The sequence below is a fragment of the Streptomyces sp. NPDC008163 genome, from assembly GCF_042956885.1.
GTDB classification, from domain to species: domain Bacteria; phylum Actinomycetota; class Actinomycetes; order Streptomycetales; family Streptomycetaceae; genus Streptomyces; species Streptomyces drozdowiczii_A.
Window position 1 is genome coordinate 877,145 of sequence record NZ_JBIBHG010000001.1, and the last position, 17,789, is coordinate 894,933.

Sequence of the window (17,789 nt, forward strand, 5' to 3'; positions counted from 1 at the left end):
CGCCGGGCGGTCAGCGCCGGCGGTAGGAGCTCACATAACCGGCGGCCGGGGTGCCGACGCCGGTCACGTCGTCGTAGCCGCGCACGGCCGCCAGGGAGGCGTCCTTGCCCAGGCTGCGCACGGTGGTCCGCAGACCGTCCGCCGCGTCGACGCCGTTGACGAAGTCCACCCGGACGACGGCCAGGTCACGGTGTGCGCCCAGCGGGTGGTCGGTCACGTCGTGGTACGCCTTCGAGTGGTACCGGGCGTAGATCGCCGGGTTGGCGAACCCGATCGGCCGCCCGTGCTGGGCCTGCTGCGCCAGCGCCTGAATGCCCGCGATGACCGGGGCCGCCAGCGAGGTGCCGCCGATGCGGTACTCGTCGTAGCCCAGCGAACCGTCGGGCAGGGTCTGGGTCTGCCCGACCAGGAAACCGGTGTTCGGGTCCGCGACGGCCGCGATGTCCGGGGCCGTGCGCATCCGGGTCTTCCCGTTCGCCCGCGCCAGCGAGTCGGGCACGATCCCGCGCTGGTAGAACGGCTGCTTCACGGTGGAGCTGGTGCCGCCGCCCGCGCCCGAGGTGTACGCGCCGGGGAACCCTTCCCAGCTGCGGCCGTCCGCCGCCAGCGGGGCGTTGAGCGTGCCCCAGCCGGTCTCCCAGAGGTACTTCTCGTGCTTGCCGACCGCGAGCGCGGTGCCGCCGACCGAGGTCACCCAGGCCGAGTTGGACGGGACGTCGATCTGCTTGGTGCCGGTCGAGTCGACGTTGTCGCCCGCGTCGCCGGAGGAGAAGTAGAAGCCGATGCCCTCGATCGCGCCCATCTGGAACACGTGGTCGTAGGCGAGCGCCAGGTCCGGGGTCTGGTTGGCCTCCACATCGCCCCAGGAGTTGGAGACGATGTCCGCGAGGCGGTGGTCGACGACCTTGTTCAGCGAGTCGAGCAGGTCGTTGTCGTAGCAGGAGGCGCCGCCCACGTACACGATGCCGGCGGCGGGCGCGACCGCGTGCACGGCCTCGACGTCGAGGGTCTCCTCGCCGTACCAGCCGGAGGCCCCGCACTCCTCGGTCTTCGTGTAGTCGTCCGGCAGGACCTGGCTCAACTGGCCGCGCCGGTACGGCGCGTCGCCGTTGCGCTTGGCGTACTCGGCGGCGTCCTTCGCGATGGTGGGCGAGGCGTACGCGTCGGTGATGGCGACGGTCACCCCCTTGCCGGTGTAGTCCCCGGCCCCGTACGCGGCGCGCAGCTGCTTGCCGGTGTAGCCCTTGACGGCGTACGGCGCCTTCGACCCGTACGCCTTGGGCAGCGAGGAGGCCGTCCTCGACCCGAAGTACGACGAGAACGGGCCGGAGTTGCGGAACACCGCGTCCGGCGGCGGCAGCACGTCGTCGTGGCGGGCGGTGTGCGGGGCGTTGTCCAGGCCGGACACGGCGAGCACGGCGTCGCCCAGCCCGGCGGGGACCGAGGCGGTGCCGGACGGGGCGCGGTAAGTGCGGCCGTCCTTGCGGTAGTTGCGCAGCTGCGTGGAGAACGCCTTCTCGGCGGCAGCGACGTCACCGGTGGCCGAGACGTAGTGCTCGTTCGCCCCGGTGACCGTCAGCCCGCCGGCCTCCAGCCACTGCCTGACCCGCTCGATCTGCTCCGGGGTGGCCCCGAACCGGGCCCGCGCCTGCGCGGGGCTCAGGAACTTCCCGTACGAGGACGACTCCGGGTCCGACACGGCGGCGGCGTAGGCGGCCAGCCCCTTCGCGTCCCGGCCCGCCAGGTGCACCCGCACGGCCACCTTCGTGCTGTCGGAAGCGGCCCCCTGGTCGGCCGAGGCGGTCGCCCAGGCCGGCTTGGTGCCCTGCAACGCGTCCCGGCCCCCGTGCCCGGCATCGGCACTGGCGTCGGGCATCCCGAGGGCGAGCGCCCCGGCGAGCAGCGGCAGTGTCACTGCCATGCTCAGCCCGGCGCGTCGTCCGGCGCGGCTGAATATCAAAACAACAACCCCCTGCGATATGGGTCTCGCGTACGGAGCATGTGCCGAATGAAGTGCACATGTAATGCGCCACTCTGGCGAGGAACCCTTCATGTAGGGGACATGCATTCCTCAAGACTCGGCCAAGTGCGTCCGGAGACGGGCCGGTTCACTCCGCCTCGGGCCGCCGCCGCCCGGTAAGGTGCGGAAGGCCGCGACTGGCGCGCACTCCTCGCGGGGTGCTCAGTGGAATCGACCACGAGGGAGCGGCACACCCCGGGCGTGCCCGGGGGCGTCATGCCGGAGAGCCGTCCGCCTGGGCATCCGGGTCCACGCCGCAGCCATGCGACCGACCCGGGAGGAACCCGTGACCGCGTCCGTACCCGCACACCCCCGCCACCCCGCCCTGGCGGGCGCCGACCCCGAACTCGCCGCCCTCGTGACCGCCGAGGAACAGCTCCAGGCGGACACCCTGCGCCTGATCCCCAGCGAGAACTACGTCTCCGCCGCGGTGCTCGAAGCGTCCGGCACCGTGCTCCAGAACAAGTACTCCGAGGGCTACCCCGGCAAGCGGTACTACGAGGGCCAGCAGGTCATCGACCAGATCGAGACCCTGACCGCCGACCGCGGCCGGACCCTCTTCGCCATGGACCACGCCAACGTCCAGCCGTACTCCGGCTCACCCGCCAACCTCGCCGTCTACCTGGCCTTCCTCAAGCCCGGCGACACCGTGCTCGGCATGTCGCTGCCCATGGGCGGCCACCTCACGCACGGCTGGGGCGTCTCCGCCACCGGCACCTGGTTCAACGGCGTCCAGTACGGCGTGCGCCGCGACACCGGCCGCGTCGATCTGGACGAGGTCCGCGATCTGGCCCTCGCCGAGCGGCCCAGGCTCATCTTCTGCGGCGGCACCGCCGTGCCCCGCACGATCGACTTCGCGGGCTTCGCGGAGATCGCCCGCGAGGTGGGCGCGATCCTGGTGGCGGACATCGCGCACATCGCGGGCCTGGTCGCGGGCGGCGCCCACCCCTCGCCCGCGCCGCACGTGGACGTCGTCTCCACGACCACCCACAAGACCCTGCGCGGCCCGCGCGGCGCGATGCTCCTCAGCCGCGCCGAGCACGCCCGCGCCCTGGACCGCGCCGTCTTCCCCGGCCTCCAGGGCGGCCCGCACAACCAGACCACGGCCGCGATCGGCGTAGCCCTGAAGGAGGCGGCCACCCCGGACTTCCGCGCCTACGCCCACGCGGTGGTGGCCAACGCCCGCGCGCTGGGCGAGGAGTTGTCGGCCCGTGGCTACGACCTGGTCTCCGGCGGCACCGACAACCACCTGCTGCTGGTGGACCTCACGGCCAAGGGCGTCCCGGGCAAGCCGGCGGCCAAGGCCCTGGACCGGGCGGGCATCGTCGCCAACTACAACGCGGTCCCCTACGACCCCCGCAAGCCCTTCGACCCCTCCGGCATCCGCCTCGGTACGCCGGCGCTGACGTCCCGGGGCGTCCCCGTCTCGGAGATGGCCGCGATCGCGGACTGGATCGACCGCGTGATCACGGGCGACGAGGACACGATCGGGAAGGTGCGCGCGGAGGTGAAGGAACTCATGGACGCGTACCCGGCACCGGGCCTGCCGGTCGCCTGAGCCACATGACCGTGCCCCGCACCACCGGTGCGGGGCACGGTGCGGGGCACGGCCCTGGACGGCGTACGCGACCAACTCGCCCCAGGCCGTGGGCGAGAGGGCGGGTCCGCGACGGGCCGGGGATCGGGTCTCGACTCGCGTCAGCGGGGCCGGAGTCCGGCGAGGAGATCGCGGACGTGTCGCTCGATCCGGTCGCGGATCGGCCGGACGGCCTCGATCCCGTGACCGGCCGGGTCTTCGAGCGACCAGTCGAGGTACGTCTTGCCGGGGAAGACGGGGCAGGTGTCTCCGCACCCCATCGTGATCACCACGTCCGATGCCTGTACGGCCTCGACGGTCAGTACCTTCGGCGTCTCGGCGGAGAGGTCGATGCCGACTTCGGCCATGGCCTGGACGGCCGCCGGGTTCACCGAAGCCGCGGGCGCGGACCCGGCGGAACGGACCTCGACGCCGCCTTCGGAGAGGTGGGTCAGGAAAGCGGCGGCCATCTGCGAGCGGCCCGCGTTGTGGACGCACACGAACAGCACGGACGGTCGGGGTTCAGGCACGGGCGGAGCCTTCCGGGGCGGCGGGCGACGGCTGAGGGAAGTGGCGGCGGGCGGCGAGGGCGACATGGACCAGCCCGATGAGGACGGGGACCTCGATGAGCGGGCCCACGACCCCGGCGAGCGCCTGGCCGCTGGTGGCGCCGAAGGTGGCGATGGCGACGGCGATGGCGAGCTCGAAGTTGTTGCCGGCCGCGGTGAACGCCAGCGTCGTCGTCCTCGGGTAGTCCAGCCCCACGGCGCGGCCGGTGGCCATGGACCCGGCCCACATGAGCGCGAAGTACGCCAGCAGGGGCAGCGCGATCCGGGCGACGTCCAGGGGCCGGGAGGTGATGGCGTCGCCCTGGAGGGCGAAGAGTACGACGATGGTGAACAGCAGCCCGTACAGGGCGACCGGGCCGATCCGGGGGATCAGCTTCGTCTCGTACCAGGTGCGCCCCCGGGCCTTCTCGCCGAGGCGGCGGGTGAGGAACCCGGCCAGCAGGGGGATGCCGAGGAAGATCAGGACCGAGCGGGCGATCTCCCACACGGACACGTCGAGCGCGGTCTGTTCCAGGCCGAGCAGGCCGGGCAGCACGGACAGGTAGAACCAGCCCAGCGCGGCGAAGGCGAGCACCTGGAAGAGCGAGTTCAGGGCGACCAGGACGGCGGCGGCCTCGCGGTCGCCGCAGGCGAGGTCGTTCCAGATGACGACCATGGCGATGCAGCGGGCGAGCCCGACGATGATCAGGCCGGTGCGGTACTCGGGCAGGTCCGGCAGGAAGATCCAGGCGAGCGCGAACATCAGCGCCGGACCGACGATCCAGTTGAGGACCAGGGATGTCACGAGCAGCGCGCGGTCGCGGGTGACCGTGTCGAGGCGGTCGTAGCGGACCTTGGCCAGCACCGGGTACATCATCACGAGCAGGCCCAGCGCGATCGGCAGGGAGACACCGGTGACGGTCACCCCGGCCAGCGCGTCCCCGAGACCGGGCACGAGACGGCCCAGGCCGAGCCCGGTCGCCATCGCGAGCAGGATCCAGACGGCGAGGAAGCGGTCGAGGAACGACAGCCTTCCGACGGCCGGTGCCGGTGCGGCGGCGTCCGTCGTCACGAGACGGTTCCGGCGGGGCGGGTGAGGATCGCGGCGAGCCGGTCCGTCATCTCGGGCAGCAGGCGGTAGTAGACCCAGGTGCCGCGCCGCTCGGAGTCGATGAGCCCGGCCTGCTTCAGCAGCTTCAGGTGATGGGAGATCGTCGGCTGCGACAGGTCGAAGGCGGGCGTCAGGTCGCATACGCAGACCTCGCCGCCCGCCCGTGAAGCGATCAGCGACAGCAGTCGCAGCCGCACCGGATCACCCAGCGCCTTGAACACCTTCGCCAGGTCGGTGGCCTGGTCCTCGTCCAGCGGGGCGGTCAGCAGCGCCGGGCAGCATCCCGCGGCACCGTCCTGGCCGAGCACCACGAGCTCTTGTTTCGACATTCTTCTATATTGACATCCTTCAATCTTCGACGCAAGGTTGTATCGACAGACATCGAATCAACCTGTTCGGGGAGTACCGTCATGTCCCGTGTCCAGCTCGCGCTCAACGTCGCCGACCTCGAAGCCTCGGTGACCTTCTACTCCAAGCTGTTCGGCGTCGAACCGGTCAAGCGCCGCCCCGGGTACGCCAACTTCGCCGTCGCCGAGCCCCCGCTCAAGCTCGTCCTCATCGAGGGCGAGCCCGGCCAGGACACCCGCCTGGACCACCTCGGCGTCGAGGTCGAATCCACCGGGGCCGTCACCGCCGCCACCGACCGCCTCAAGGAGGCCGGACTCGCCACGTTCGAGGAGAACGACACCTCCTGCTGCTACGCCCTCCAGGACAAGGTCTGGGTCCACGGCCCCGGCAGGGAACCCTGGGAGGTCTACGTCGTCAAGGCCGACGCCGACCGGATGGGCAAGAGCCCCGCGACCGAATCCACCGCCGCCTGCTGCACCGACCAGCCGGCGACCGAGGCGGCACCCGCGACCGCGGGCTGCGCGTGCGGCACCTGAGCTCCGGCAGCCCGACCGCGGCGGTCGGAGGTGGCGACGAGAAACGCGGCGCCCGACCGTACGCCCATACGCGAAGACCCCGACCTCAGCGTTTCCGCTGACGGCGGGGTCTTTGGCACCTCCATGAGGTGCCCCCGGCAGGATTCGAACCTGCGCACCCGGCTCCGGAGGCCGATGCTCTATCCCCTGAGCTACGGGGGCGTATCGCTGTGCTGCTCTGCGACGGGTGAAACACTACCAGCTCCGACGGGGTGCCCGTGAACAGGTATTCCGCGTCATCGCGTGACGGTGCGCGCCCCCTCGTACGCACATCCGGCCATCCTTACGGGCGGTCCTCCTGGGGCGGAAGTGGGCAAAACCCGGACGCAGCCCCTCCGGCGCGCCTACTCTCGAAGGGTGTCTGGGGCATGCGGCCGCGTGCTTGTTGTCGACGACAACAAGGTCATCCGGCAGTTGATCAGGGTCAACCTTGAGCTTGAGGGCTTCGAGGTCGTGACCGCGGGCGATGGTGTCGAGTGTCTGAATCTCGTGCACCGGGTCCGCCCCGATGTGATCACGCTCGATGTGGTCATGCCCCGGCTCGACGGCCTCCAGACCGCCGGCCGGCTGCGGTCCGACCCGCGCACCGGGCATCTGCCGCTCGCGATCGTCAGCGCCTGCACGCCCTACGAGGTGGACCACGGGGTCGCCGCCGGAGTGGACGCGTTCCTCGCCAAGCCGTTCGAGCCGGGCGAGCTGGTGATGCTCGTGCGCCGGCTCGTCGAGCGCGGCCGGCCGCCCGTTCTGGACGGCGGGTCGCGTGCCGGGCGGGCGGACCGCTCCGTCGGCTGACCGCATGGCGAAACCGGTTCGCGAAGGGACCCCCTCCCTCCCATACGCTTGTCCCGTGACCCCCGTCGATCTCTCCACGACTGTGCTGCGCGCCGTGCGCCGCGCAGTCCGCGAGGACGCCCTGCGCGCGCCCGTGCCCGCGCGCGTACGGGTGGAGAGGACCCGGCCCGGCGGGCGCGGCGACTACGCCAGCGCCGTCGCGCTCCAGCTCGCCGGACCCGCGGGCCTCGGCGCCCGCGAGGTCGCCGAGATCCTGCGCGACCGGCTCGCCGGAGCCCCCGGAGTCGCCGGGGTCGAGATCACCGGACCCGGCTTCCTCAACTTCACGCTCGACGCCGCCACCGGCGCCGCCGCCCACCGCGCCCTCGTCCACCGGGTGCGGGAGCAGGGGCCGCGGTACGGGTACGGGGACGAACTCGCCGGACAGCGGCTGTGCGTCGTCCACGCCCGCGAGGTCCGGGCCGCCGTCACCGCCGACGCCGTCCGCCGCCTCCTGAGCGCCCAGGGCGCCGACGTGCGCGTCGGCTGCGAGGGCGAGCCGGACCCGGACTGGACGCGGCTCGGGGTGCGTACGGAGGCGCCCGGGGCTCAGGCGGAAGCCCCCATACGTCCCGTCCCCGCGGGCGAGACCGCCGCCACCCTGCTGGCCCGGCTCGGCCCCGACGCCGCCCGCTGGGGCCTCCTCCGCGTCGCCGGGCACGACCGTGCCCCCCTGGGGCCCGAGCTCATCGCGCAGACCGAGGCCAACTCCCTCTTCCGGGTGCGTTACGCCCACGCACGCGCCCGCGCCGTCGTCCGCGAGGCGGCCCGCCTCGGGGTCGCCGTCGCGGGGCCCGGCGAGGACATCGACGCGCCCGGGGCGGCAGCGGGGCCCCGCCGGGACGTCGACGCGACCGGGGCGGCCGCGGGACCCGGCCGGGATGTCGACGCGACCGCGTCCACCGCAGGGCCCAGCCGGGGCATCGGCGCGACCGCGTCCACCGCGGGGCCGCGCAGCGCCGCCGCCGAGGCGTCCACCGCCCTGCTCGCGCTGCTCGACGCGCACCCCGCCGCACTCGCGGGCGCAGCCCGCCACCGTGCCCCCGACCGGCTCGCCCGGCACCTCGACGCGGTCGCCGGCGCCTTCTTCGACTTCCACGACGCCGCCCCACCGCTCCCCGCCGGGGACGAGAAACCCTCGGCCGCCCACCGCTCCCGGACGGCCCTCGCCGAAGCCGCCGGGACGGTGCTGGCCGGCGGCCTGTCCCTGCTCGGCGTCAGCGCGCCCGAACACCTCTGAGCACCCCGAGAGAGCAGAGCCACACGATGAGCCGATCCGCACACCCCGCCGGACCCCGTCACGCCGACGTCATGTCCGAGGGCCATTACCTCGCCCCCGCCGACGACCTCAACGTCCTGGACGAGAAGGTGTGGTCCCGTACCGTCACCCGCGACGAGCACGGCGCCGTCACCGTCGGGGGGCTCACGGTCTCCCGCCTCGCCGAGGAGTTCGGCACCCCCGCCTACTTCCTGGACGAGGCCGACTTCCGGGCCCGCTGCCGGGCCTGGTCCGACGCCTTCGGGCCCGGGGCCGACGTCTTCTACGCGGGCAAGGCGTTCCTCTCCCGGGCCGTCGTGCGCTGGCTCAAGGAGGAGGGCCTCAACCTCGACGTCTGCTCCGGCGGCGAGCTCACCACCGCGCTCGACGCCGGGATGCCCGCGGAGCGCATCGCCTTCCACGGCAACAACAAGACCGCCGAGGAGATCGAGCGCGCCGTCGCGGCGGGCGTCGGACGCATCGTCCTCGACTCCTTCCAGGAGATCGTCCGCGTCGCCCACGTCGCGCAGAGCCTCGGCAAGCGCCAGCGCGTCCAGATCCGGGTCACCGTCGGCGTCGAGGCGCACACTCACGAGTTCATCGCCACCGCTCACGAGGACCAGAAGTTCGGCATCGCGCTCGCCGGGGGACAGGCCGCCGAGGCGGTGCGCCGGGCGCTCACCCTGGACGGGCTCGAACTCGTCGGCATCCACTCCCACATCGGCTCCCAGATCTTCGACATGGCCGGCTTCGAGGTCTCCGCCCGCCGCGTCGTGCAGCTGCTCGCCGAGGTGCGCGACGAGCACGGCGTCGAGCTGCCCGAGATCGACCTCGGCGGCGGCCTCGGCATCGCGTACACCTCCGAGGACGACCCGCGCGAACCGCACGAGATCGCCAAGTCGCTCGGCGACATCGTGACCCGCGAGTGCGAGGCCGCCGGGCTCGCCACCCCCCGCATCTCCGTCGAGCCGGGCCGCGCCATCGTCGGCCCGACCGCCTTCACGCTGTACGAGGTCGGCACGGTCAAGCCGCTGGAGGGCCTGCGCACCTATGTGAGCGTCGACGGCGGGATGTCGGACAACATCCGGACCGCGCTGTACGACGCCGAGTACAGCGTCGCGCTCGCCTCGCGGACCTCGGACGCCGAACCGATGCTCGTCCGGGTCGTCGGCAAGCACTGCGAGAGCGGCGACATCGTGGTCAAGGACGCCTTCCTGCCCTCCGACCTGGCCCCCGGCGACCTGATCGCCGTGCCCGCCACCGGCGCGTACTGCCGCTCCATGGCGAGCAACTACAACCACGCCCTGCGCCCGCCGGTCGTCGCCGTGCGGGACGGGGAGGCGCGGGTGATCGTCCGGCGCGAGACGGAGGAAGATCTCCTGCGTCTCGACGTCGGCTGATGACGTATTTCCGGGGGCGTACCACGCTGCCCCGATAAACATCTCAGGATCCGGACGGGTGGCGGGAACACCCGTCCGGTGAGTGAGACTGGTCCGTACTACAGGTGTAAAGGAAACGAGGTCGGATGATGCGTACGCGTCCGCTGAAGGTGGCGCTGCTGGGCTGTGGTGTGGTCGGCTCAGAGGTGGCGCGCATCATGACGACGCACGCCGACGACCTCGCCGCGCGCATCGGCGCGCCGGTGGAGCTCGCCGGTGTCGCCGTCCGCCGGCCCTCCAAGGTGCGCGAGGGCATCGACCCCGCCCTGATCACCACGGACGCGACCGCCCTGGTCAAACGCGGCGACATCGACGTCGTCATCGAGGTCATCGGCGGCATCGAGCCCGCCCGCACGCTGATCAGGACCGCCTTCGAGCACGGCGCGAGCGTCGTCTCCGCCAACAAGGCCCTGCTCGCCGAGGACGGCGCCGCCCTGCACGCCGCCGCCGAGCAGCACGGCCGGGACCTCTATTACGAGGCCGCCGTGGCCGGCGCCATCCCGCTCGTACGCCCGCTGCGCGAGTCCCTGGCCGGCGACAAGGTCAACCGGGTGCTCGGCATCGTCAACGGCACCACCAACTTCATCCTCGACAAGATGGACACCAGCGGCGCCGGATACTCCGAGGCGCTGGACGAGGCCACCGCCCTCGGTTACGCGGAGGCCGACCCGACCGCCGACGTGGAGGGCTTCGACGCCGCCGCCAAGGCCGCGATCCTCGCCGGGATCGCCTTCCACACCCGGGTGAGGATCGGCGACGTGCACCGCGAGGGCATCACCGAGGTCACCGCCGCCGACATCGCGTCCGCCCGCCGCATGGGCTGCACCGTCAAGCTCCTCGCCATCTGCGAGCGCGCCGCCGACGGCGCCTCCGTGACGGCCCGCGTGCACCCCGCGATGATCCCGCTGAGCCACCCGCTCGCCTCGGTGCGCGAGGCGTACAACGCGGTGTTCGTGGAGGCCGAGGCGGCCGGGCAGCTGATGTTCTACGGGCCCGGCGCCGGCGGCGCGCCCACCGCCTCCGCGGTCCTCGGCGACCTCGTCGCCGTCTGCCGCAACAAGCTCAACGAGGCCCCCGGGCCCGGTGAGTCCGCGTACACGCGCCTGCCGGTGAGCCCCATGGGCGACGTCGTCACGCGGTACCACATCAGCCTCGACGTGGCCGACAAGCCGGGCGTGCTCGCCCAGGTCGCGACGGTCTTCGCCGACCAGGGCGTATCCATCGATACGGTCCGCCAGCAGAGCCGGCCGGACAGTCAGGAAACCGACGGCGAGGCCTCTCTCGTCGTCGTCACCCACCGCGCGCCCGACGCCGCCCTCTCCGGGACCGTCGAAGCGCTGCGCAAGCTCGACACCGTGCGCGGTGTCGCCAGCATCATGCGTGTTGAAGGGGAGTAAGGACCCATGACCACCAAGGGCACCCACCAGTGGCGCGGCATCATCGAGGAGTACCGGGACCGTCTCCCGGTCACGAGCACGACGCCGGTCGTCACGCTCCGTGAGGGCGGCACGCCGCTCGTCCCCGCTCAGGTCCTCTCCGAGCGCACGGGCTGCGAGGTGCACCTCAAGGTCGAGGGCGCCAACCCCACCGGGTCCTTCAAGGACCGCGGCATGACCATGGCCATCACCCGGGCCAAGGAGGAGGGCGCGCAGGCCGTCATCTGCGCCTCCACCGGCAACACCTCCGCCTCGGCCGCCGCCTACGCGGTCCGGGCCGGCATGGTCTGCGCGGTCCTCGTGCCGCAGGGCAAGATCGCGCTCGGCAAGATGGGCCAGGCGCTCGTGCACGGCGCCAAGATCCTCCAGGTCGACGGCAACTTCGACGACTGCCTGACGCTGGCCCGCTCGCTCTCGGACAACTACCCGGTCGCGCTGGTCAATTCGGTCAACCCGGTCCGTATCGAGGGCCAGAAGACCGCCGCGTTCGAGATCGTCGACGCGCTCGGCGACGCTCCGGACATCCACGTCCTGCCGGTCGGCAACGCGGGCAACATCACCGCGTACTGGAAGGGCTACACCGAGTACGCCGGGGACGGCATGTCGACGCACAAGCCGCGCATGTGGGGCTTCCAGGCGTCCGGCTCCGCGCCCATCGTGCGCGGCGAGGTCGTCAAGGACCCGTCGACCATCGCGACCGCGATCCGGATCGGCAACCCGGCCTCCTGGAACTACGCACTCGCCGCGCGCGACGAGTCCGGCGGCTTCATCGATGAGGTCACGGACCGTCAGATCCTGTCCGCATACCGGTTGTTGGCCTCGCAGGAGGGAGTCTTCGTGGAGCCCGCCTCGGCCGCGTCCGTCGCCGGTCTGCTCAAGGCCGCCGAGGAGGGCAAGGTCGACCCCGGCCAGCGCATCGTCTGCACGGTGACCGGCAACGGCCTCAAGGACCCCGACTGGGCCGTCGCGGGCGCCCCGCAGCCCGTCACCGTCCCGGTCGACGCGGCCGCCGCCGCCGAGAAGCTGGGCCTGGCGTAACCGCGTAACGCTGCCCCGGGCCGGTCCGCACGACGGTCCGGGGCAGCGCGACACTTCGTCAGAAAGGCCGTCCCACCGGCCCTTTCCAGCAACAAGAGCGCATCGCGGGCGTGCGACACGCATCGTGCGCCTCCTGTGCGCCCTATGTCGCCACAGAACCTTCCTTCGATAAGCTGTACCCAACCCGCCCCGCCGCATCTGCCGGGGTGCCCCGGGCCGTTGCGGCTCCCCCGAACAACCCCCGCCCGCAGCCCCCGGAAATCCCCGCCGCCTCACAAGGAGAGTCGTCACAGCGATGGCCGGTCCCGCCTTCCGAGCCGCCGCCGTCCGGGTGCGCGTCCCCGCGACCAGCGCCAACCTGGGCCCCGGTTTCGACGCCCTCGGCCTGTCGCTCGGCCTGTACGACGACGTCGTCGTACGCGTCGCCGACTCCGGACTGCACATCGACATCGCCGGTGAGGGCGCGGACACCCTGCCCCGCGACGAGAAGCACCTGCTCGTACGGTCCCTGCGCACCGCCTTCGACCTGCTCGGCGGACAGCCCCGCGGCCTGGAGATCGTCTGCGCCAACCGCATCCCGCACGGACGCGGCCTCGGCTCGTCGTCCGCCGCCATCTGCGCCGGAATCGTCGCCGCCCGCGCCGTGACGACCGGCGGTGACGCCCGCCTCGACGACGCGGCCCTGCTGGAGCTCGCCACCGAGATCGAGGGCCACCCCGACAACGTCGCGGCCTGCCTGCTCGGTGGATTCACGCTCGCCTGGATGGACGGCGCCTCCGCCCGCGCGATCCGGATGGATCCCGCTGATTCCATCGTTCCGGTGGTTTTCGTCCCCGGCAAGCCGGTGCTCACCGAGACCGCCCGCGGCCTCCTGCCGCGCACCGTCCCGCACGTCGACGCCGCGTTCAACGCCGGCCGTGCCGCCCTCCTCGTCGAGGCCCTGACCAGGCGCCCCGAGCTGCTGCTCACGGCCACCGAGGACCGGCTGCACCAGGACTACCGCGCGCCCGCCATGGCCGAGAGCGTCGAACTCGTCGGCCGGCTGCGCGCCGAGGGCGTCCCCGCGGTCATCTCCGGCGCCGGACCCACGGTGCTGGCCCTGGCCGGCGACGGCGACGCCGACAAGGTCGCCCGACTGGCGGGCGAGGGGTGGGCGGCCAACCGGCTCGCTCTCGACGCGCGGGGCGCGAGCGTCCTGCCGCTGGCCGCGTAGGCCATGTCCGCACACTCCCGTCCGGCCCGCGACGCCTTTCGGGCGTACGACGGGACTGCGCGGACATGGCCGGCCCGCGAGGCCGGCCGAGAAGTGATTGCCGGTGAGTGAGAGGGGGAATGTTTGTTGGAGCCGGTAGTGTTAATCTCAAGTCTGCAATCGACGTCCATGAGGCGCGTTGCTCCGTGTCCCCTTCGGGACCACCATTTCTTCCGGGAGCCTCCCCAACTGCCTGAGCAGCCTGCCTGAGCAGTTGCGAGCACGCTCCGGAACCGGCACGACACCCCTCGCTCGTCCAGGAGTGGGCCGAGCAGGGGGATGCTCGCGCCGGGCACATGCACACCTCATCTCTCCGCCGTTCCATCCGGCGGACCACCGCCCCGGCACGGGCCGCACCAACCGAGGACCGCAGCCGGACAGCACAACCGGTCGCCGAGCCAGAAGGCCGACGTCCGCTCCAGGGAAGGACCCTTCGTGAGCGACACCACCGATCTGATGGGCGTGACTGCCGACAAGAACGTCGACAGCGCCGCGCCCGCCGAAGGTGCTGCCACTGGCACCACCGCACGGCGCCGCCGCTCCGGCACCGGCCTTGAGGGCATGGTCCTGGCCGAGCTGCAGCAGGTCGCGTCCGGCCTCGGCATCAAGGGCACCGCGCGGATGCGCAAGAGCCAGCTGATCGAGGTCATCAAGGAAGCCCAGGCCGGCGGCGGCTCCTCCGCCCCCAAGGCCAAGGCCACCGCGGCCCCCGCCGAGGGCGCCGAGACCAAGCCGAAGCGCCGCGCCACCTCCAAGGCGCGCACCGGCGCCGACGAGGCCCCGGCCGCCGCGCCCGCCGACAGGGCCGCGGCCCAGCAGCAGATCGACATCCCGGGCCAGCCGGCCAGCGACGACCAGCCCGCGGGCGAGCGCCGTCGCCGCCGCGCCACCGCGCAGGCGGGCAGCCCGGAGAGCAAGCCGGACGCCAAGGCGCAGACCAAGGACCGCGCCCAGGACGAGCCGAAGCAGGACCAGAAGCACGAGGCGCCCGCCGAGGACCGCTCCGCCGACGCCAAGGCCGAGTCCGGTGCCGACAACGCCGAGGGCCGCCGGGGCGACCGCGGCGACCGCCAGCGCGGAGACCGGGGCGGCGAGCAGCGCCGCGACCGCCAGCGCGACCGGCAACGCGGCAAGGGCGACGACCAGGGCGGCAACCGACGCCAGGGCGGCGGCCAGAACCAGGGCGGCAACAACGGCCCGCAGGACGACGGCTACGACGACGAGGGCGGCCGGCGCGGCCGGCGCGGGCGCTACCGCGACCGCCGGGGCCGTCGTGGGCGCGACGAGTTCGCCGACGCCCCGCCCGTCACCGACGACGACGTCCTGATCCCCGTCGCGGGCATCCTGGACATCCTCGACAACTACGCGTTCATCCGGACCTCCGGCTACCTGCCCGGTCCGAACGACGTGTACGTCTCGCTCGCCCAGGTCCGCAAGAACGGCCTGCGCAAGGGTGACCACGTCACCGGTGCGGTGCGCCAGCCCAAGGACGGCGAGCGCCGCGAGAAGTTCAACGCGCTGGTCCGCCTCGACTCGGTCAACGGCATGGCGCCCGAATCGGGCCGCGGCCGCCCCGAGTTCCAGAAGCTGACCCCGCTCTACCCGCAGGACCGGCTCCGCCTGGAGACCGACTCCAACGTCCTGACGACGCGGATCATCGACCTGGTCGCCCCCATCGGCAAGGGCCAGCGCGGTCTGATCGTGGCCCCGCCGAAGACCGGCAAGACCATGATCCTCCAGGCCATCGCCAACGCGATCACGGTCAACAGCCCCGAGTGCCACCTGATGGTCGTCCTCGTGGACGAGCGTCCGGAAGAGGTCACCGACATGCAGCGGTCGGTGAAGGGCGAGGTCATCTCCTCGACCTTCGACCGCCCCGCCGAGGACCACACCACGGTCGCCGAGCTGGCCATCGAGCGCGCCAAGCGCCTCGTGGAGCTGGGCCACGACGTGGTCGTCCTGCTCGACTCGATCACCCGCCTGGGACGCGCGTACAACCTCGCCGCCCCGGCGTCCGGGCGCATCCTGTCCGGTGGTGTCGACTCGACCGCGCTCTACCCGCCGAAGCGCTTCTTCGGTGCCGCGCGCAACATCGAGGACGGCGGCTCGCTGACCATCCTGGCCACCGCGCTCGTCGAGACCGGCTCGCGCATGGACGAGGTGATCTTCGAGGAGTTCAAGGGCACCGGCAACATGGAGCTCAAGCTCGACCGCAAGCTCTCCGACAAGCGGATCTTCCCGGCGGTGGACGTCGACGCGTCCTCCACCCGCAAGGAGGAAATCCTGCTCGGCAGCGAGGAGTTGGGGATCGTCTGGAAGCTGCGCCGGGTGCTGCACGCGCTCGACCAGCAGCAGGCCATCGAGCTTCTGCTCGACCGGATGAAGAAGACCCAGTCGAACGCGGAGTTCCTGCTCCAGATCCAGAAGACGACGCCGGCCCCGGGCAACAACAACGACTAGTCGTCGCCCCGCCGGCAGCACACAGGGCCGCCCCCGCACTTCCGTGCGGGGGCGGCCCTGTGCCGTACCCCGTTGCCGTTCCGAGACCTTCACCACACGGGCGCGGCCGCGCGGGACCCCCGACGACCCTTGTACGGACCACGAAACCGCAGGTGAGCGGCCGGATACCAGCCGTTTCCGCGGCCGCGCGAGCCGTTTCGTGGTCCTCGGGGGCCCACAGCGGCCTGTGCCACGCTTTTTGTCGCCACCACCGCAAGAGGGGGTACCCGGACAGCAGACGACGGAACGAGGGAGACGCATGAGCGAGCGAAGCGGGAGCAACGGCCGAATACGGGCCACCGGCAAACGCCGGAAGAAACCGTCCCGCGGCCGCCGGGCGAAGCGCATAGCCGTCTGGAGCCTGGCCGGTGCGGTCGTCGTGGGCGGTGCGGGCCTCGGCTACGCGTACGTGCACCTCAACGGCAATCTCCAGGCCGTCGACATCAACACCGCGCTCGGCAAGGACCGCCCCGAGAACGTCGACAACGGCTCCGAGGACATCCTCGTCCTCGGCTCCGACTCCCGCTCCGGCGCGAACAGCAAATACGGCGCCGACGGCGGCGGGGCCCGCTCGGACACCGCGATGGTCGTCCACGTCAACAAGGGCCACAAGACCGCGAGTGTGGTCTCCATCCCGCGCGACACCCTCATCACCCGGCCCGACTGCACCGGCGACGTCAGCGGCAAGACCGTGGCCGGGCAGCAGCGCGCCATGTTCAACACGGCGTACGAGGTCGGCGGGCCGGCCTGCGCGGTCAAGACCGTCGAATCGATGTCCGGCATCCGCATGGACCACTACGTCGAGGTCGACTTCACCGGCTTCAAGAAGCTGATCGACAAGCTCGGCGGCGTCGAGATCACCACCACCAAGGCGATCGACGACCCCGACAGCCACCTGGACCTCCGGCCCGGCACCCACACCCTGGACGGCGAGCAGTCCCTCGGCCTGGTCCGTACCCGGCACAGCGTCGGCGACGGCAGCGACCTCGGCCGCATCCAGCTCCAGCAGGCGTTCATCAAGGCGCTGATGCAGCAGGTCAAGAGCGTGGGCGTGTTCGACGGCACCAAGCTGTACGGCATCGCGGACACCGCCACCAAGGCCGTCACCACCGACTCCGAACTCGGCTCGGTCACCAAGCTCGCGAGCTTCGCCAAGGGCCTCAAGGGCCTCGGCTCCGACAACGTGAACATGGTGACCCTGCCCGTCGAGTACGACCCCGCCGACCCCAACCGCGTCATCCCGCAGGAGAAGGCCGACCGGCAGGTCTGGGACGCGCTCCGCGCCGACCGGCCCATCCCCGCCGCCGCGACGAAGCAGTCGGCAGGCGACAAGGGCGACGCCGGAAAGGTCGTCCGCTGAGCCGGGAGCCGGGGGAATACCCGGCCGTCCACCCTGGTTTTGGGAGATACGGCCGGTCCTGGCAGACTGGTACGTCGGCCCCGGTTCACGGACGCGCAATCCGTGCGTACGACCCGGTGCCCTCCCGAACCTAGGAGACACCCTTGAAGCGCGACATCCACCCCCAGTACGTCGAGACGCAGGTCAGCTGCACCTGTGGCGCGTCGTTCACCACCCGCTCCACGCTGGACAGCGGCACCATCCGTGCCGAGGTCTGCTCCGAGTGCCACCCGTTCTACACGGGCAAGCAGAAGATCCTCGACACCGGTGGCCGTGTGGCCCGCTTCGAGGCCCGCTTCGGCAAGGGCGCCAAGGCCGCCGGCAAGTAGCGAGCCGTCCGCGCCGGTCCGCGGTGCCCTCTTCCGGGGGCGCCGTGGCCGGCGTTTTTTTCCGGTCCGGGCACGGGGTCTCCGTACCCCGGCCCCGGCAGGCACCCACCGGCCGGCAGGCACGACGAGC

15 protein-coding genes and 1 tRNA gene are annotated in these 17,789 nt (G+C 72.1%); 11 read left to right on the forward strand and 5 right to left on the reverse strand.

The window, feature by feature from the left end; all coding sequences use genetic code 11:
• Positions 1-10 precede the first annotated feature (10 nt).
• On the reverse strand, positions 11-1,921 hold the full coding sequence (locus ACFZAT_RS04170; protein WP_391259668.1) for a protease pro-enzyme activation domain-containing protein: 1,911 nt from the start codon (positions 1,919-1,921) through the stop codon (positions 11-13).
• Between the two features lie 361 nt (positions 1,922-2,282).
• Between ACFZAT_RS04170 and glyA the strand changes: the two genes are divergently transcribed.
• Positions 2,283-3,578 (forward strand): serine hydroxymethyltransferase, encoded by a 1,296-nt coding sequence (gene glyA, locus ACFZAT_RS04175; RefSeq protein ID WP_391259671.1) that lies wholly within the window; start codon positions 2,283-2,285, stop codon positions 3,576-3,578.
• A gap of 140 nt (positions 3,579-3,718) precedes the next feature.
• Here glyA and ACFZAT_RS04180 read toward each other — a convergent pair whose 3' ends face one another.
• Genes ACFZAT_RS04180 through ACFZAT_RS04190 form a run of 3 tightly spaced genes read right to left on the reverse strand, consistent with a single transcriptional unit; the run spans position 3,719 to position 5,584 of the window.
• Complete coding sequence (locus ACFZAT_RS04180) at positions 3,719-4,126, reverse strand: arsenate reductase ArsC (RefSeq protein WP_391259674.1); 408 nt, start codon at positions 4,124-4,126, stop codon at positions 3,719-3,721.
• Complete coding sequence (arsB, locus tag ACFZAT_RS04185) at positions 4,119-5,216, reverse strand: ACR3 family arsenite efflux transporter (protein ID WP_391259677.1); 1,098 nt, start codon at positions 5,214-5,216, stop codon at positions 4,119-4,121. The genes ACFZAT_RS04180 and arsB overlap by 8 nt, the downstream gene beginning before the upstream one ends.
• Positions 5,213-5,584, reverse strand: coding sequence for a metalloregulator ArsR/SmtB family transcription factor (locus ACFZAT_RS04190; protein ID WP_391259681.1), 372 nt, complete (start codon positions 5,582-5,584; stop codon positions 5,213-5,215). Before ACFZAT_RS04190 ends, arsB begins: the two co-directional genes overlap by 4 nt.
• Before the next feature lie 81 nt (positions 5,585-5,665).
• Here ACFZAT_RS04190 and ACFZAT_RS04195 point away from each other — a divergent pair, with 81 nt between their 5' ends.
• The gene (locus tag ACFZAT_RS04195; protein ID WP_391259684.1) at positions 5,666-6,139 is read left to right on the forward strand and encodes an ArsI/CadI family heavy metal resistance metalloenzyme; all 474 of its coding nucleotides are present in this window, start codon (positions 5,666-5,668) and stop codon (positions 6,137-6,139) included.
• Positions 6,140-6,268: 129 nt separating this feature from the next.
• Here ACFZAT_RS04195 and ACFZAT_RS04200 read toward each other — a convergent pair.
• Positions 6,269-6,340 (reverse strand) — tRNA-Arg (locus ACFZAT_RS04200).
• A 216-nt stretch (positions 6,341-6,556) separates the two neighbouring features.
• On the opposite strand from ACFZAT_RS04200, the gene ACFZAT_RS04205 reads away from it, so the two are divergent.
• From ACFZAT_RS04205 to rpmE, 9 genes are all read left to right on the forward strand, one after another.
• The gene (locus ACFZAT_RS04205; protein ID WP_391259686.1) at positions 6,557-6,970 is read left to right on the forward strand and encodes a response regulator; all 414 of its coding nucleotides are present in this window, start codon (positions 6,557-6,559) and stop codon (positions 6,968-6,970) included.
• A 55-nt stretch (positions 6,971-7,025) separates the two neighbouring features.
• A complete protein-coding gene (nrtL, locus tag ACFZAT_RS04210; RefSeq protein WP_391259689.1) occupies positions 7,026-8,249 on the forward strand; it encodes an ArgS-related anticodon-binding protein NrtL in 1,224 nt (407 codons plus the stop codon).
• Positions 8,250-8,275: 26 nt separating this feature from the next.
• Positions 8,276-9,667, forward strand: a complete 1,392-nt coding sequence (gene lysA / locus ACFZAT_RS04215; protein ID WP_391259691.1) for a diaminopimelate decarboxylase — start codon at positions 8,276-8,278, stop codon at positions 9,665-9,667.
• A 125-nt stretch (positions 9,668-9,792) separates the two neighbouring features.
• Positions 9,793-11,103 (forward strand): homoserine dehydrogenase, encoded by a 1,311-nt coding sequence (locus ACFZAT_RS04220; protein WP_018102649.1) that lies wholly within the window; start codon positions 9,793-9,795, stop codon positions 11,101-11,103.
• 6 nt (positions 11,104-11,109) lie between these two features.
• On the forward strand, positions 11,110-12,180 hold the full coding sequence (gene thrC, locus ACFZAT_RS04225) for a threonine synthase (protein ID WP_073963920.1): 1,071 nt from the start codon (positions 11,110-11,112) through the stop codon (positions 12,178-12,180).
• A 295-nt stretch (positions 12,181-12,475) separates the two neighbouring features.
• Complete coding sequence (thrB, locus tag ACFZAT_RS04230; RefSeq protein WP_391259696.1) at positions 12,476-13,393, forward strand: homoserine kinase; 918 nt, start codon at positions 12,476-12,478, stop codon at positions 13,391-13,393.
• Between the two features lie 474 nt (positions 13,394-13,867).
• Complete coding sequence (gene rho, locus ACFZAT_RS04235; RefSeq protein WP_391259698.1) at positions 13,868-15,892, forward strand: transcription termination factor Rho; 2,025 nt, start codon at positions 13,868-13,870, stop codon at positions 15,890-15,892.
• A 298-nt stretch (positions 15,893-16,190) separates the two neighbouring features.
• Complete coding sequence (locus ACFZAT_RS04240) at positions 16,191-17,291, forward strand: LCP family protein (RefSeq protein WP_391259701.1); 1,101 nt, start codon at positions 16,191-16,193, stop codon at positions 17,289-17,291.
• A gap of 143 nt (positions 17,292-17,434) precedes the next feature.
• A complete protein-coding gene (gene rpmE / locus ACFZAT_RS04245; protein WP_018102644.1) occupies positions 17,435-17,659 on the forward strand; it encodes a 50S ribosomal protein L31 in 225 nt (74 codons plus the stop codon).
• The last annotated feature ends 130 nt before the right edge of the window (positions 17,660-17,789 follow it).

Bases quoted from the DNA above. Each gene is read 5' to 3' on its own strand.
- ACFZAT_RS04170 (WP_391259668.1), bottom strand. From the start codon at position 1,921: ATGGCAGTGACACTGCCGCTGCTCGCCGGGGCGCTCGCCCTCGGGATG.
- glyA (WP_391259671.1), top strand. From the start codon at position 2,283: ATGCGACCGACCCGGGAGGAACCCGTGACCGCGTCCGTACCCGCACAC.
- ACFZAT_RS04190 (WP_391259681.1), bottom strand. From the start codon at position 5,584: ATGTCGAAACAAGAGCTCGTGGTGCTCGGCCAGGACGGTGCCGCGGGA.
- ACFZAT_RS04195 (WP_391259684.1), top strand. From the start codon at position 5,666: ATGTCCCGTGTCCAGCTCGCGCTCAACGTCGCCGACCTCGAAGCCTCG.
- lysA (WP_391259691.1), top strand. From the start codon at position 8,276: ATGAGCCGATCCGCACACCCCGCCGGACCCCGTCACGCCGACGTCATG.
- ACFZAT_RS04220 (WP_018102649.1), top strand. From the start codon at position 9,793: ATGATGCGTACGCGTCCGCTGAAGGTGGCGCTGCTGGGCTGTGGTGTG.
- thrC (WP_073963920.1), top strand. From the start codon at position 11,110: ATGACCACCAAGGGCACCCACCAGTGGCGCGGCATCATCGAGGAGTAC.
- thrB (WP_391259696.1), top strand. From the start codon at position 12,476: ATGGCCGGTCCCGCCTTCCGAGCCGCCGCCGTCCGGGTGCGCGTCCCC.
- ACFZAT_RS04240 (WP_391259701.1), top strand. From the start codon at position 16,191: ATGAGCGAGCGAAGCGGGAGCAACGGCCGAATACGGGCCACCGGCAAA.